The sequence below is a fragment of the Collinsella sp. CLA-ER-H11 genome (genome assembly GCF_040092445.1).
GTDB lineage: Bacteria > Actinomycetota > Coriobacteriia > Coriobacteriales > Coriobacteriaceae > Collinsella.
Genome location: NZ_JBBNLN010000002.1, coordinates 85,801 through 100,417 on the forward strand (window position 1 = coordinate 85,801; position 14,617 = coordinate 100,417).

The window sequence follows — 14,617 nt, forward strand, 5'->3', positions numbered from 1 at the left end:
ATGTTTAAATATGGCAAAAAAGCTGGCTACATGGGTATTGCGCTGCTCGTACTTGCGGTGATTCCGCTGGTGGTCGCAGCGTGTGTTATCCCCAACATTGGTCCCGAGGTGGCAACAAAGTTTAATGCTGCCGGCGAGGCGACGCGCTGGGGCAAGAGCTACGAGTTGCTGGCGTTGCCGGTGCTCAATCTGCTGCTGAGCGTGGCGACGTACTTTACGGCGGGACGCCAGGCAAAAAACAACGATGACTCCGCCGCCATGGCACGCATCGTGTGCGAGCGCTACCTGCGCAACGGTTGCATCACGGGTGTATTTCTCAACGTAATCAACGTCTACTTTATGTATTCGGCGATTACCGGTATGGGCTTTGGCCTGGGCTTTTAGCTTGCGCCTTTAGGCAACGAGCCTGCAAGCATATTCGATGGCTGCTGCGAGGCCGCCGCTCGATCGTGGTTGAAAGACCATGTCGGCGGCGGCCTCGTTTTCGTATCCGGCGCCGCGGAGGGCGAGCGCGATGCCGGCTTCCAAAAGGAGCGACAGGCCGCGTTGGCTGGTTACGATTACGGCAGCCTGATTGAGCGAGCAGCTGTGCGCTTGGCATTGGATGGCAAGTTCACCTTGCGCCGGGCAAGGGACCAAAACGGCGGCGACGCGACTTGATAGCAATGCAAATGCTATGCGCTCATCGGGCGAAAGACATTCTGCTTCAACGACGACGAGCTTGGGCGGTGCGCTGTTTGTGCGAAGCGTGGCTCGGTACGTGCGGACCGAAGATCCCGACATAGAAAACTCCTGTGTATTCGGCAAAACGTAAACTATAGTTTACGTTTATGTTCGGCTCCATTTCAAACTCGGCTGCATGGACGAACGTGCGAAACAGATTCTTGGCAGGCGGGTCGAAGAGACACGCAGAGACCTTGGTATCTCCAAGGTTGATTTTTGTGTGGCGACAGGAATCAGCCGACCCTACCTCGACCGAATCGAAGATGGGACGGCAAATTTCACGCTCAAGGTTCTATTTAAGATCGCGCCCGCACTCGGCATGACGGTGTCAGAGCTTCTCGAGGGTATCGAATAGGGGATACCCGTCGACAACCGAATTACACCATCGGGATGCGGTCGTGGTTGACTTGGCTGTAGAACAGGCGCTGGATCTCGGCGGCATCACGTGACTGGCCGAGTGCCCACATGGTCTTGGCCACGAGCGTCTCGGTGGTCATGTCGTCGCCGCGCAGAATACCCGGATGATCGGCGTAAGCACGGCCGACCTCATAAACGCCCAGATCGAGGCCCTCTTCGGGGACCTGCGTGGTCATAACGACGGTGCGGCCCGAATCGACCCAGCGGAAAATCGCCTCCTGGAACGACTCGCCCGACTCACCAAACTCGGGGATACCGCCGATGCCAAAGGTCTCAAGAATTACAGCATCGTAGCTATCGGCTAGGGCGTCCAGGATACCCGGGTTCACGCCGGGCGTCAGCTTAAGGACAAACACGCGCGGGTCGATACTGTCGTAGAAACGCACCGGGTTTTCGCCCAGATGAGTGCCGTGGAGCCCGTTGCGCACAATGCGGTCGTTGCGGATGTAGGCAATGGGCGGATAGTTGACGCTAATGAACGCGTTAAAGCTCATGGTGCGCTGCTTGCGGGCGCGCGTGCCGGCAATGGCGACGCCGCCAAACACGATCGACACATCGTGCGAATGCTCGTCGAGCGCATAGAGCAGGCTCTGGTACAGGTTGAGCTTGGCGTCGGTAAAGGGGTTGCCCATGGGCTTTTGCGAGCCGGTGAGCACGATGGGCTTGGGGCTGTCCTGAATCAGATAGGAAAGTGCTGCCGCGGTGTAGCTCATGGTGTCGGTGCCATGCAGGACCACAAAACCGTCGTGGTCGGCATAGCCCTCGACGATGACGTCGCGGATACGCATCCAGTCGCTCGGGCGCATATTGGTACTGTCGATGTTCATGGGCTGTACCACGTCGAGCTCGCAGAGGTCCGAGATCTCGGGGACGCCCTGGGCGAGCTCCTCACCGGTCAGGGCGGGGGAGAGGCCGTTGCCGTCCTCGGTCGATGCGATGGTGCCGCCCGTGGCGATGAGAAGGATGCGCTTCATGCTGATATTCCTATCGTATTTGCCGCCGCAGAGGCGGAGTCGTTCGGCAGTATTGTGGCACAGGGCGTCCAATGTTCAAACGTATTACATCATCTGTAACGTTTGGTAACACTTCAATTGCCGTCAAATAGGGGCCCAGGTCGTGCGTTTGCCGTGCGCTGATGGCTGCGAGGGGCGAGAAACCCCATATAACGTGTACACTATGGAGGTTATTTTCGTTCATTCACGCGGGTGGGCACCGGCTCCCCGCCAACAAGAGGGGGAAACCATGGATCAAAAGGCTTCCGCAAAGGTCCTCGTACTCGACTTTGGTGCGCAGTACGGTCAGCTCATTGCCCGTCGCGTCCGCGACCTCAACGTGTATTCCGAGATTGTCCCCTGCGATATCTCGGCCGATGAGATTCGCGAGATGAACGCCTCTGCGCTCATCCTTTCCGGCGGCCCGGCCTCCGTGTACGCCGAGGACGCTCCGTCTATCGACCCCGCCATCTTTGACCTGGGCCTTCCCGTCCTGGGCTTTTGCTACGGCCATCAGATCACGGCCGTGACGCTCGGCGGCAAGGTCGGCCACTCCGAGGTGGGCGAGTACGGCCGCGCCACCATCACGCGCACGGCCGGCGCCAAGCTCTTTAACTCCACGCCCATGGAGCAAACCGTGTGGATGAGCCATCGCGACGCCGTTTCCGAGGTGCCCGAGGGCTTTACCGTTACCGCCAGCACTGACGTGTGCCCGGTTGCTGCCATGGAGTGCGTCGAGCGCAAGATTTTCACCACGCAGTTCCACCCCGAGGTCAAGCACTCCGAGTACGGTCAGCAGCTGCTGAGCAATTTCCTGTTTGAGATCTGCGGCCTGGAGCCCAACTGGAGCATGGACAACCTGGTCGAGACCATGACGGCCGAGTTCCGCGAGAAGGTCGGCGACGACCGCGTGATTCTGGCCCTGTCCGGCGGCGTCGACTCCTCCGTCGTGGCTGCGCTGGGCGCCCGCGCCGTGGGCAAGCAGATGACCTGCGTGTTCATCAACCACGGTCTGCTGCGCAAGGGCGAGCCCGAGCAGGTGGAGGAGGTCTTCACCAAGCAGTTTGACGTCGACTTTATCCACGTCCACGCCGAGGACCGCTATGCCGAGCTTCTGGCCGGCGTGACCGAGCCCGAGGAGAAGCGCCGCATCATCGGCACGCAGTTCTGGAAAGAGTTCTTCGCCGTGGCGCAGCAGCTCGAGACCGATGGCAAGCCGGTTAAGTATCTGGCTCAGGGCACCATCTACCCCGACATCATCGAGTCCGGCGCTCGCAAGACGGGCGGTAAGACGGCCACCATCAAGAGCCATCACAACCTGATTCCGTTCCCCGAGGGCGTGCACTTCGACCTCATTGAGCCGCTCGACCATTTCTTTAAGGACGAGGTCCGCGCGCTTGGTCTGGCGCTGGGCCTGCCGGGTCACATCGTGTTCCGCCAGCCTTTCCCGGGCCCGGGTCTTGCCATCCGCATCATTGGTGCGGTCGACAAGGAGAAGCTCGAAATCCTCAAGAACGCCGACGCCATCGTGCGCGAGGAGCTCGACGCCTACAACCAGCGTCTGTTTGAGCAGACCGGCGAGCGCAACTCCGAGCACAGCTGCTGGCAGTATTTCGCGGTCCTGCCCGACATCAAGTCCGTTGGCGTTATGGGCGACGAGCGCACCTACCAGCGCCCGATCATCCTGCGTGCCGTCGAGTCCAGCGATGCCATGACCGCCGACTGGGCCAAGCTGCCCTACGACGTGCTGGCCCGCATCTCCGGCCGCATCGTGGCCGAGGTTCCCGGCGCCAACCGCGTGTGCTACGACATCACGTCCAAGCCGCCCGCGACCATCGAGTGGGAATAAACGATATTCGTTGATTTCAAGCCTCTGACCTGCGAAAACAGGTCGGGGGCTTCTTATTTTGCAACCTCTGTGCAACCTTTGCGGTTTCGCGCCCCGTGAACAGGGGACGTAGCACTGTTCACGTCTGGGCCCATGTCGGCACCAATCAATGCCCGCGCTGCTTCTGCTTCAGCTTCCGCTGCTCGAAGCACGTCGCCCGGGGTTCCTCGCCAGAGGAGAACTGACCGTTCCTTGCGAAACCGCGAGACCAGCTATATCCGCTTGCTGCGGGCTTGCTTGAGCCAGTTCCTCTTGAAAGAGCCTATACCTCCGAAGAACTTGTTGTGCGCCTCACCGTTCTCCTTGGCCTCGCACTTGACCAAGGCAAGTTCGATGGTGCAGAGGTAATCCGCCACTTGCTCGAGGCGGTAGTCGGTCATCGAGGTCTTGCGGCGTCGGACGACCCCTTTTGAGAGGACCTTGCCCACCGAGCCGTCTCGCCCACGGAACAGAAGGAGCGCATCCTCGCGACCTTCGGCGACCTGTGCTGCGAGATGGAGGGCTGCACCATCGCGCAGGGCCCTTTCCAAAGCGAAGTGTCGAGCCGAAGTGTTGAGCGTCGGCCCTGAATGTTCAATGGCCGTTGTTTTCTGCCCCTCAAGTGGTGAACTTCTCCTCGGGGCTGTTGATTCCCCCACGCGCCCCCTTCCGTTCTCTGTGTTCCCCTTATACTCCTTGTACAAGGAGGTAAGAAGTCATGGACAAGACCGCACAGGACAGCTTGGCAAAGAAGCCCGTCGACATGAGGGACAGGATTCTCGAGCATCTCGAGGCCCTCACCTCTGCCGTCTCGCTCGACGACCTTGCCCGTCTGTCCACCTCCGACATCGCCGAGACGCTCATCATCTCCAGGAGCCTGGCGAGCCAGTACCTCAACGACCTTGTTCGCGCCGGCCTTGTGGTTAAGGTGGCGGGCAGGCCTGTCCGTTATTTTCATCGCCGCGCGTTCCAGAAGCGTTTTCAGGTAAAGCTCTCTGCAAGCGAGTACGCCTCGCTCGCCGACCTCATCCAGGCGACGGGAATCGCCGATCACCGTGACTTCGCGCGTGCCGTGGGCTTTGACCTGAGCCTCAGCTCCGTTGTCGAGCAGTGCAAGGCTGCGGTTCAGTACCCTCCGTTTGGCCTACCCATCCTCTTGAGCGGCGGCGTGGGTGTCGGTAAGTCTTTCCTTTCTCGCCTTGTGTACGAGTACGGCAAGAACCAGGGCTTGCTGTCCCGCGACTCCTCCTATGTGCGCATCGACTGCGCCGGGGTCCCGGACGCCGCCTCGTTCAACGGGCTTCTTGACGAGTCGATCGCGAAATCGCGCGGGGGCGTGGTTTTTGTGAACGGCATCGAGGCACTCTCTCCCTCTGCGATGGAGCACTGCCTTGCGACGGCCCTCGGGCTCGATGCCTCCCAGGATGCGCCGCGCGCTCGCCTCGTTCTTTCGACGACGCTTTCCGCCGATGACCTGAAGGTTTCCTCGGCCTACAGCAAAATGCCCATCTGTGCCCGCGTCCCCTCACTCAAGGAGCGGACCCCCGAGGAGCGCGAGGATCTCATCTTGAGCTTCCTGCGTAGCGAGGGGTGCCGAATCGGTTCTGATGTGAAGATCAGCCGCGGCGCATACCGTTGCCTCGTGAACGCGGACTTTTCCGATAACATCGCCGGCTTGCGCGCCTGCGTGACGAACTGCTGCGCCAAAGCGTTCCTCAATCGCGAGGGCGACTACGTCGTCGTTCGCCCGTATCTTCTTCCCAGCGGGCTCCTCTCCTCCGCGCAGATCGACCAACAGCCCGACGATGGCGTTCTGATCGACGCGTCCCTGGATGCCGCCGAGAGCACAGGGCCGGTCGAGCAGGCGCTCGATGCCCTGTGCTCTCTCGATGAGCGATTCTGCGCCGGGGAGCTCTCTGTCTCCGAGCTCGTCTCGCAAGCTGTCTCCGCTGTGCGCGGCGTTGAGGATCACTTGATCTTCGGCCGCGGCGTTACCTCCTCGAGGTCGCGCGCCTTCGAGCGCATCGTGGGCGCGGTCCTTGCCGACGCAGGCTCTTCTTATGGCATCGAGCTTTCGAGGAAGGTCGCTTTTCTGCTGGCCCAGGAGATTTGCCTGCAGTTGTGGCCGGGCATCGGCCTGGCTAAGCGAAAGTCTGCCTGTGCGGAGCAAATCTCCCATCTCCTCGGTGCCGTGACCTCCGAATTACCGTTTGCCTCGAGCGTTTCCGATCAGGTCGCCGCAGACGTGGAAGGGGCGCTGGGAATCTCGCTCGATCACTTCACGAAGACGCTTCTGACGCTGTGCGTCGCATCGGAGTCTCGCGACGCGAAGGCCCTTCGAACGCTCTGCGTCATCTTGTCCCACGGCTACTCAACGGCGACGAGCATCGCCGACGCGGCGAACCGTATGCTCGGTATGCATGTGTACGAGGCGGTCGACATGCCCTACGACCAGCAGCTGAAGGACATCGTCGGTCCGCTCCAGCGCCTCGTCGACCGCCATTCCTACTGCACCGGGGTTGTGTTCCTCGTCGATATGGGCTCCTTGGAGGAGGCCTATAAGGCCCTCGAGAACGTTACCGACTCCACTATCGGCGTGGTGAACAACGTCTCTACCGGTCTTGCGCTCGAGATCGGGGTCGGGCTGCTCGGCGGCAAGTCCATCGCCGAGGTTCTTGGCGATGCGACCGCCGCGTGCGTGACGCACTGCAAGGTGATCGAGCGCATCAACCGTGAGGACGCCATCGTCTTCTGCTCCGAGTCCGGGGTCGACGCCGCGGAGAGGATACGCCAGCTCGTCTCGCAGAGCCTCCCGCGCACCATAGGCGCGCGCCTGCTCACGAGGCCCTTCAAGCAGCTTGTCGCGAACGGGTCGAACGACGCCGTTTTCTCCGAGCACCGCGTCTGCGCCGTCATCGGCACGGGAGACCCCGGGGTCGCCTCCATCCCCTTCGTCGCCCTCGAGGACATCATGTCGACGGCGTCCGCCTCTAAGGTCGATGCCGTGTTCGGCAGGTGGCTTGACGCTTCCGAGCTCTCTTCTTTCCACGAGAAGCTGCTCTCGAACATGACGCTGCAGAACGTCATCCGCTCCATCACCATCCTCGACCCGGAGCGGCTATTCCACGAGATCGAGAGCGCCGTGCACGAGCTTCAGCGCAGGACAGGCGAGAAGATCGGCAGCAACGCCATCATTGGGCTCTACGTCCACCTCTGCTGTCTCGTTGAGCGCCTTGTTACCAGAAACCCCATTGAGACCTACGTTGGCCAGGACCGCTTCGAGGAGGAGCGTGCCGATTTCATCGAGTCCTTCAGGCAGAGCTTCTCGAGCATCTCGACGCGCTATCGCGTAGAGGTTCCCGAAAGCGAGATCGCATATGTCTTCGACTACATAAGCGTGAGCGCCGCCCCGGCGCGAGAAGAGCGCCTCGGCTCCTCGGACCTCCTGCTCGACGAGTGACCTTCCCCGCGCCGCCGCAAGCTGACTGCGCGTCCTCAATAATCCGATAACCCCTTGCCCGGCGCGAATCCGGATAGCGCCGAGGCAGTACCGAACGTAAAACTTCATTTGATAGGAGCAAACATGAGTGTTGTTATGGCACGAATCGACAATCGCCTGCTTCACGGCATCATCGTGACGCAGTGGGCCCCGGTGTCGGGCGCGACCCGAGTCATGGTCATCGACGACAAGGTCGCCGGCGACGAGGTCCTGAAGTCCACTATGAGGATGGCGCGCCCCGCGGGCATGGCCGTCTCGATCATCTCCGAGCAGACCGCGCTCAAGAACTTCGCGGCGGGCAAGTACGACCGCGAGAAGGTCTTTGTCATCGCCAAGGAGCCCGAGACGATCCTCCACCTGGTCGAGTCGGGCATCGAGCTCCCGTCGCTGATCGTCGGCGGCTCGCTCGTCAAGGAGGGCGGCGTCCAGCTCACCCAGCGCGCCTATGCCTCCGCCGAGAACGTCCAGAGCTACAAGGCGCTCATCGCCCGCGGCGTCAAGGTGACGGCACAGTTCGTGCCCGCCGACAAGCCCGTCTCCGTCGCCGACCTCATCTAAGGAGGGATCATGGTCAACTTCACTATCCTGCAGGTCGTCCTTTTGACCCTGCTGGCCTTCATCAAGCACGTGGACTACTACGGCATCCCGATGATCTTCGTCAACTATGCCGTCTTCTGGGGCCTTATCACCGGCGTCGTCATGGGCGACTGGCAGACCGGCCTCGTCATCGGTGGCACCATCCAGCTCATGCAGCTCGGCGTCGCGGGCTTCGGCGGCTCGTCGATTCCCGACTACGGCACGATGGCCATCATCGCCACCGCCTACGGCGTGACCCTGGGCTCCGACACGGGCCTCGCCATCGGCCTGCCGGTCGGCATGCTCGGCATCCAGCTCGACGTCATCGTCAAGATCCTCAACGGCTTCGTCGTCGAGAAGTCCCAGAAGTTCTGCGACGAGGGCAAGTTCAAGCAGATGAACGCCATCCTGTGGGTCTGCCCCGTGCTCTTCGGCCTGTGCGCCGCCCTGCCCGTCTTTGTCTCCGTGACGCTCGGCCAGCCCGCCGTAAACTGGCTCCTCGAGGTCATGCCTCAGTGGTTCCTCTCCGGCCTCACCCTCGCCGGCAAGATGCTCCCGGCCATCGGTATCGCCATGCTGCTCCGCTACATGCCCACCGGCAAGTACTTCCAGTACCTGCTCGTCGGCTTCTTCCTCTCGGCCTTCCTGAACGTGCCCATCATCGGCGCCGCCATCGTCGGCGTTGCCCTCGCGATCGCGTTCTACCAGCGTGCCGAGAGGGACACCGAGCTCGCCGCCCACGCTTCCGCAGACGCCTTCATCGGAGAGGATGAGTAACCATGGAAAACGAGAACATCACCGCCGTCGCCGAGGGCAAGCCCTCCGGCTACAAGGTCACCAAGAAGGACCTGCGCAACGCGAACTGGCGCTGGCTCATGAGCGTGTGCACCTTCAACTACCAGACCCAGCAGGGCGCCTCAGTCGCCTACGCCCTCTCGCCGGTCCTGAGGAAGATCTACACGAACGACGAGGACTATAAGCAAGCGCTCAACAACCACTTCCGCTACTACAACACCCAGCCTTGGCTCGCTGCCATCATCCTTGGCGCCTGCGTGGCCATGGAGGAACGCGACGGCCTAGCGGCGGCGGACGCCGTCCAAGACCTGAAGATCGGCACCATGGGACCGCTCGCCGGCGTCGGCGACTCCCTGCTCATGACCATGATCCCGACCATCATGGGCTCCATCGCCGCCTACATGGCCATCGAGGGCAACCCCGTGGGAGCCGGCATCTGGTTCGCGCTCATCCTGGCCATCTTCTGGGTCCGCATGCACGCCCTCGAGTTCGGCTACAAGCAGGGCGTGAAGCTCGTCACCGACTTCAGCGAGAAGCTTCCCAACCTCACTGCCGCCGCCTCCGTGCTCGGCCTCACCGTGGTCGGCTGCCTCATCGCCTCGGTCATCGGCGTCACCTGCCCGATTAGCTTCAGCTTCGGCGACGTCTCGATGGAGATTCAGCCGCTGCTCGACAAGATCCTGCCTGCCATGATCCCCGCCGCCATCACGGGAAGCGCGTATTACCTTTTTACCAAGAAGAACGCGAGCATGACGGCCCTCATCCTCGTGGTGATCGTCCTCGCGATGGTCGCCTCCGCCGCCGGCATCCTTGCCTAGCTTCGACCCAAGAGATTGGTGAATCAATGAGAAAGATAGTTGTGGCGAGCCATTCCCTTCTCGCCCAGGGCTTCAAGGACACCCTCGAGTTCCTTACGGGTAAGAGCGACGCCGTCAACGCCGTGTGCGCCTACGTGAACGACAACGGCGAGGGGCTCGACGCGGCGGTCGAGGCGGCTCTTTCGGGCACTGACGAGGTCGTCGTCCTCACCGACGCGCTCGGCGGCAGCGTGAACCAGCGCTTCTCCCGCTTCGCCTCCGACCGGATCCACGTAATCGCGGGTGTCAACCTCCCGCTCGCCATGGCGGTCGCGCTCGCGCGCCCCGACGAGAAACTTGACTTCGACGCCCTCGTCGACGAGGCGCGCCAGCAGATCGTCTACGTGAACGGTGCCAGTTCCGCCGAGTGCGAAGACGACGAATAGAGGAGGTCGACGATGAGAGAGTTCCTTAAGGACGTGTGGATGCACGGCGGTGAGGAAAGCCGCGCCATCACCCCCGAGAACATCACGGGCGAGAAGGGCCGTGCCGCCATGTCGGCCAGCCACCTCGGCGTCGGCCGCAAGGGCTCGTGCTGCGTGCCCCTTGAGTCCGGCGAGACCATCACGCTCGCGGACATCGAGGGCCCCGGCATCATCCGCCACATCTGGATGACCGTCCCCGACAAGACCGCCGCCGGCAGCTTCGTCATGCGCGACCTCGTGCTGCGCTTCTACTGGGACGACGAGGAGACCCCCTCGGTCGAGTGCCCTGTCGGCGACTTCTTCTGCAACGGCTTCGGTGAGCGCGCCATCGTCAACTCGATGCCCATCTGCGTGAACCCGACGGGCGGCATGAACTGCTACTTCGAGATGCCTTTCAGGAAGCACGCCAAGGTCACGCTTACGAGCGAGCACCCCGGGTTCATTAAGTACATCTTCTACACGTTCAACTACGCGCTCACCGACGTGCCGGACGACGCCATGTACTTCCACGCCCGTTTTAACCGCGAGCGCAGCACCCGCAGGGGCGTCGACTACACCGTGCTCGACGGCGTGCGCGGTAAGGGCTACTACGTCGGCACCTACATGGCCCTGTGCGCCCTGGAGCGCTATTGGTGGGGCGAGGGCGAGATGAAGTTCTTCCTCGACGGCGACGAGGAGTTCCCCACGGTCACCTCGACGGGAGCCGAGGACTACTTCGGCGGTGCCTGGGCCTTCCTCGACAGGCCGCCCCACGCGCTGCCCGAGGCGCAGTGCTTCAACACGCTGTTCGCCGGCTACCCGTACCGCTCGACGCGCGACGCCACGCGCGACCGCTTCAGCGCGGGCAAGCCGAACCCGAACCCGATGCTCGCGACCAACGACGACGCGCTGCCCAGGCATGGCCTCTACAGGTGGCACCTTCCCGACCCGATCTCGTTCAAGGAGGACCTTCGCGTGACGTTCCAGGACCTCGGCAACGACGACATCAAGCTCTACGAGCGCGAGGACGACATCTCCACCGTCGCCTACTGGTACCAAAGCGAGCCGCACGCCGTGCTCGCCCCGTTTGCCGCAAGGCAGGACCGCGTGCCCAGGTAGGATCGCCTCGAAACAAGCCAACGTTATGGGCGCCCGCGGTTGACCATGACTGCGGGCGTCCCTTTGTAAGGAGGATCACATGAGCGAAAAGCAAATGAGGCTCGGCGCCCTCGAGGCCGGCGGGACCAAGATGGTCTGTGCCGTGGTGTCCGGCGACGGCGAGGTTCTCGACCGTATGGAGACCCCGACGCTTACGCCCGCCGAGACCGTCCCGCAGATGATCGAGTGGTTCGCCGCCCGCGATGTGGACGCGTTGGGCATCGGCGCCTTCGGCCCGACCTGCGTCGACCCCAACGATGAGCGCTTCGGTTCCATCCTCCAGACGCCCAAGCTCGCGTGGCGAGGCTATGGTCTTCGCGCCGCGTTCGCCGACGCCCTCGGGATTCCGGTGGCCTACGACACGGACGTGAACGTTGCCTGCCTCGGCGAAGTAGTCTTCGGCTGCTGCAAGGGGCTCGAGGACGCCGTCTACGTGACCATCGGCACCGGCGTGGGCGCGGGCGTCATGTGCGCGGGCAGGCTCCTTCACGGCATGCTGCACCCCGAGGCCGGCCACATGCTGGTAAGGACCCGTCCCACCGAGGAGGGACGCTGCGTCTGCCCGAGCCACGCGAGCTGTCTCGAGGGCCTCGCCTCCGGCCCCGCCATCGCCGCGCGCTGGGGAAAGCCCGCGGCCGAGCTCGCGGACAACGCTGAGGTGTGGGCGCTCGAGGGGGATTATCTGGGGCAGATGTGCGCGAACCTCGTGCTCATGTACTCGCCTCGCCGTATCGTCCTCGGCGGCGGCGTGATGCACCAGGAGCAGCTCTACGGCATCGTCCGCAAGAAGACCCTCGAATATCTGGGTGGCTACATCCAGACCGCCGAGCTTAAGGACATAGAGAGCTACATCTGCGCCCCGGGCTGCGGCGGCGACCAAGGAATCCTTGGCGCGGCCGAGCTGGCAAGAAGGGCGCTCGCGTAACTTGCGCTCTCTCCGCCATACAACGCGTTAAGAAAAGACGAGCGCTTCTTGCCAATTGGGCGGCAAGAAGCGCTCGTCTTTTGCATTTTTGCCTCTCAAAATCTTATTTTCACGATTTGCATTTTCATCCCGTTGTCACCGACCCTTGCGAGAAACCGGAAAAAGCCGCTGACGGAAGGGTCTCTCAAATCGTTGTAACCCAGCATATAGCCGCGACTTGTGACCTGCAGACGGCTGTCCCACGTGCCGATTTCCTTGGCGGCATCCGAAACCGCAAAATATGCCCCAACATCCTTGATTTTTGCAGTCTTAAGCCATGTTTTTGCGATCATCTTTACCGCCGTCCGATTGGCAGCATCAAAGACCAGCACACCTTCGGGAAAAGCGTCCGCCATTCCCCGCACCAGTTCCCGGACCTCCTGGGTTAGAAAGTAATAGAACACCCCGGAGGCAAAGAACACCGCCCCGCCGGAGGCATCGATTTTGCCAAACCATGCGGTGTCTTTCAGGTCGCAGGGGATATTTTGTTCCCGATCCCCGGCGGGCAGTAGCTGCTGTCGCAAGGCAATCACATCCGGGAAGTCCAGATTGTAGATCTTGCATCTACCGTTGCCGCAGGTTCTGCCGGTGTTGTCCAGCCCGCAGCCCAGATTGACCACCGCCGCATTGGGGTGGCCTTTCAGGTAATCCCGCACCTCGAAAGCAAGATCACTCTGCCGTGTGGCCACCTCCAGCGCACCAAAGCGCTGCATCAGGCTGCGGGAGTTTTTCTCTGCCTCTGAAAAGTCGTAGTCGATTTGGTCGAGCAGACGAACCGCTGTTTCATCCCTGTAAAGGTTCGGGTACAGCTCCGTACACAGCTTCCGGGAATACAGCGGGAGGATCAGCGTCTCCTGCACGGTGTTTTTCTCAATTTTATATTTCATAGGTTTCTTCCTCAGTGAATAAAAACTGTCATAATTGCCGCCAGCATAGCCGCTATGACCGTCATGCCTATCGCCATATGCAGGATGGATGCAAAAATGCCCGTGCTTGATATCCTTACTTCCGCGCCGTGACGCAGAGCCACTTTTTCTTTTTGTGTATCTGCACCTCGTGAAAACCCGCCTGCTCCAGACATGCCTTTAATTCAATGTCCTTGTAGATGGTCATGCCGCCGATGATCTGCGTCCACCTCTCGTCCTTGTCCGTATCGCCATTGCTCTCGTTGCAGATAAGAATTGTCCCGCCTGGCTTCAGCGTCCGCCAGACCTCACGGAAGCATCGGGGCAAATCGGGCCAAAAATAGACGGTCTCAAAGGCCGTGGCAGCATCGAAGTAGCAATTTTCAAACGCCATATCCGCCACACTTCCTTGCAGAACGGCGCAACGCCCCTCCTGAATTGCAGTTCGGTTGAGCTTTCTAGCCTTCTCCACGCTGACGGGCGAATAGTCGATGCCCTTGACGACGCCATGCGGGCATTTTTTCAGCAGCCGTTTTATGTTCGCCCCGCCGCCGCAGCCGCAATCCAGCACCTTGGCATTTGGGGCAAGTCGTAGAAATCGAAGTCCCCATCGCGCCACAGGGCTGTGGCCCAGATTCATCATGGCAACCATAAGTTTTCCGCCGAGTCCCACGGGCTTGCGGGTGTTTTCAAAGAACGACATCTGGCCTCTCCGATTTCGTGCATTCCGCATAGGTCAACGGGAACGAGGCCTTCAGCACCGCGCTTTTCTGCACCGCCCAGCCGTTTTGACGCAGGAAACGTAGGTATTCCTCGCTTGTCCACCTGCTGTGGAGGGGGAATCCCGCCATACTCATGAAAAAGGCTTTTGCCTTGCCGGAAACCGAGTTTCCCGCATGGGTGAAGGTTGGCGCGATGAGCACGCCGTCGTCCTTCAGCACCCGCCCGATTTCTTGCAGGGCCTTTTCCGGATGCGGCACTATGTGAAGCGCGTTGGACGCGATCACCACTTCGAAGGACTTCTGTGCATAGGGCAGGCGGAACATATCTTGTACGGAAAAGTGCAGCTTTGCGGATTGATTGCCCCGTTTCGCTTCAAGGATCATCTTTGCAGAAGCGTCCGTAGCCTCGATGTGCGCCGCCGCATTCACGATGCTCTTTGCGATAAGCCCCGTGCCGGTGGCAACCTCCAGCACGGTTTTTGCTTTCACCACCGGCCTGATCAGCTCATACATCTTCTCATACGCCGCCCGGTCCTTTCGCATGAAACGGTCGTACCGACCGGCATTCTTGTCCCAGAAGCCCTTGCGTTCGTGCATGGCTATCGCCCCCAAACAGTTAGAGCAATCTAACTATAACACACGAACCATGAAGTAAGATAAGGCTAACCTTATTTCTTGGCCAAGACGCATCTCTCCGACCCTTTGAATCGCCCCTTTTCACGCCACCCGCTACGAACT

At 61.2% G+C, this 14,617-nt stretch carries 15 protein-coding genes; 9 read left to right on the forward strand and 6 right to left on the reverse strand.

Annotated elements, in window-relative coordinates; genetic code table 11:
* On the forward strand, positions 1-384 hold the full coding sequence (locus AAAX35_RS01940) for a DUF1648 domain-containing protein (RefSeq protein ID WP_117765273.1): 384 nt from the start codon (positions 1-3) through the stop codon (positions 382-384).
* Between the two features lie 9 nt (positions 385-393).
* On the opposite strand, the gene AAAX35_RS01945 is transcribed toward AAAX35_RS01940, so the two are convergent.
* Together AAAX35_RS01945 and AAAX35_RS01950 are read right to left on the reverse strand one after the other, a co-directional pair.
* The gene (locus AAAX35_RS01945; RefSeq protein WP_271737637.1) at positions 394-783 is read right to left on the reverse strand and encodes a hypothetical protein; all 390 of its coding nucleotides are present in this window, start codon (positions 781-783) and stop codon (positions 394-396) included.
* A 317-nt stretch (positions 784-1,100) separates the two neighbouring features.
* Positions 1,101-2,114 carry an asparaginase gene (locus tag AAAX35_RS01950; RefSeq protein ID WP_349116563.1) on the reverse strand — a complete coding sequence of 338 codons (1,014 nt, stop codon included), beginning with the start codon at positions 2,112-2,114 and terminating at the stop codon, positions 1,101-1,103.
* A gap of 268 nt (positions 2,115-2,382) precedes the next feature.
* Here AAAX35_RS01950 and guaA point away from each other — a divergent pair, with 268 nt between their 5' ends.
* Positions 2,383-3,981, forward strand: coding sequence for a glutamine-hydrolyzing GMP synthase (gene guaA, locus AAAX35_RS01955; RefSeq protein WP_035136929.1), 1,599 nt, complete (start codon positions 2,383-2,385; stop codon positions 3,979-3,981).
* 251 nt (positions 3,982-4,232) lie between these two features.
* On the opposite strand, the gene AAAX35_RS01960 is transcribed toward guaA, so the two are convergent.
* Entirely contained in the window at positions 4,233-4,658 is a 426-nt protein-coding gene (locus AAAX35_RS01960; protein ID WP_271737635.1) for a hypothetical protein, read from the reverse strand.
* A 59-nt stretch (positions 4,659-4,717) separates the two neighbouring features.
* Between AAAX35_RS01960 and AAAX35_RS01965 the strand changes: the two genes are divergently transcribed.
* The 7 genes from AAAX35_RS01965 to AAAX35_RS01995 all read left to right on the forward strand — a co-directional run bounded on the left by AAAX35_RS01965 (position 4,718) and on the right by AAAX35_RS01995 (position 12,213).
* A complete protein-coding gene (locus AAAX35_RS01965; RefSeq protein ID WP_349116564.1) occupies positions 4,718-7,459 on the forward strand; it encodes a PRD domain-containing protein in 2,742 nt (913 codons plus the stop codon).
* Positions 7,460-7,582: 123 nt separating this feature from the next.
* Positions 7,583-8,056 carry a PTS sugar transporter subunit IIB gene (locus AAAX35_RS01970; protein ID WP_055287016.1) on the forward strand — a complete coding sequence of 158 codons (474 nt, stop codon included), beginning with the start codon at positions 7,583-7,585 and terminating at the stop codon, positions 8,054-8,056.
* Positions 8,057-8,065: 9 nt separating this feature from the next.
* Complete coding sequence (locus AAAX35_RS01975) at positions 8,066-8,851, forward strand: PTS sugar transporter subunit IIC (protein ID WP_271737633.1); 786 nt, start codon at positions 8,066-8,068, stop codon at positions 8,849-8,851.
* 2 nt (positions 8,852-8,853) lie between these two features.
* Positions 8,854-9,687, forward strand: a complete 834-nt coding sequence (locus AAAX35_RS01980; protein WP_271737632.1) for a PTS system mannose/fructose/sorbose family transporter subunit IID — start codon at positions 8,854-8,856, stop codon at positions 9,685-9,687.
* Positions 9,688-9,713: 26 nt separating this feature from the next.
* Positions 9,714-10,112 (forward strand): PTS sorbitol transporter subunit IIB, encoded by a 399-nt coding sequence (locus AAAX35_RS01985; protein ID WP_349116565.1) that lies wholly within the window; start codon positions 9,714-9,716, stop codon positions 10,110-10,112.
* A gap of 12 nt (positions 10,113-10,124) precedes the next feature.
* Positions 10,125-11,249 carry a glycoside hydrolase family 172 protein gene (locus AAAX35_RS01990; RefSeq protein ID WP_172676343.1) on the forward strand — a complete coding sequence of 375 codons (1,125 nt, stop codon included), beginning with the start codon at positions 10,125-10,127 and terminating at the stop codon, positions 11,247-11,249.
* A gap of 79 nt (positions 11,250-11,328) precedes the next feature.
* Positions 11,329-12,213: an ROK family protein gene (locus AAAX35_RS01995; RefSeq protein WP_271737631.1), complete on the forward strand. Its 885-nt coding sequence runs from the start codon at positions 11,329-11,331 to the stop codon at positions 12,211-12,213.
* 95 nt (positions 12,214-12,308) lie between these two features.
* Here the strand turns inward: AAAX35_RS01995 and AAAX35_RS02000 are convergent, their stop codons facing one another.
* The 3 genes from AAAX35_RS02000 to AAAX35_RS02010 all read right to left on the reverse strand — a co-directional run bounded on the left by AAAX35_RS02000 (position 12,309) and on the right by AAAX35_RS02010 (position 14,476).
* Positions 12,309-13,139 (reverse strand): class I SAM-dependent methyltransferase, encoded by an 831-nt coding sequence (locus AAAX35_RS02000; RefSeq protein ID WP_349116566.1) that lies wholly within the window; start codon positions 13,137-13,139, stop codon positions 12,309-12,311.
* Positions 13,140-13,254: 115 nt separating this feature from the next.
* Positions 13,255-13,860 (reverse strand): class I SAM-dependent methyltransferase, encoded by a 606-nt coding sequence (locus tag AAAX35_RS02005; RefSeq protein ID WP_349116567.1) that lies wholly within the window; start codon positions 13,858-13,860, stop codon positions 13,255-13,257.
* Complete coding sequence (locus AAAX35_RS02010; RefSeq protein WP_349116568.1) at positions 13,847-14,476, reverse strand: class I SAM-dependent methyltransferase; 630 nt, start codon at positions 14,474-14,476, stop codon at positions 13,847-13,849. Before AAAX35_RS02010 ends, AAAX35_RS02005 begins: the two co-directional genes overlap by 14 nt.
* Between the last annotated feature and the right edge of the window lie 141 nt (positions 14,477-14,617).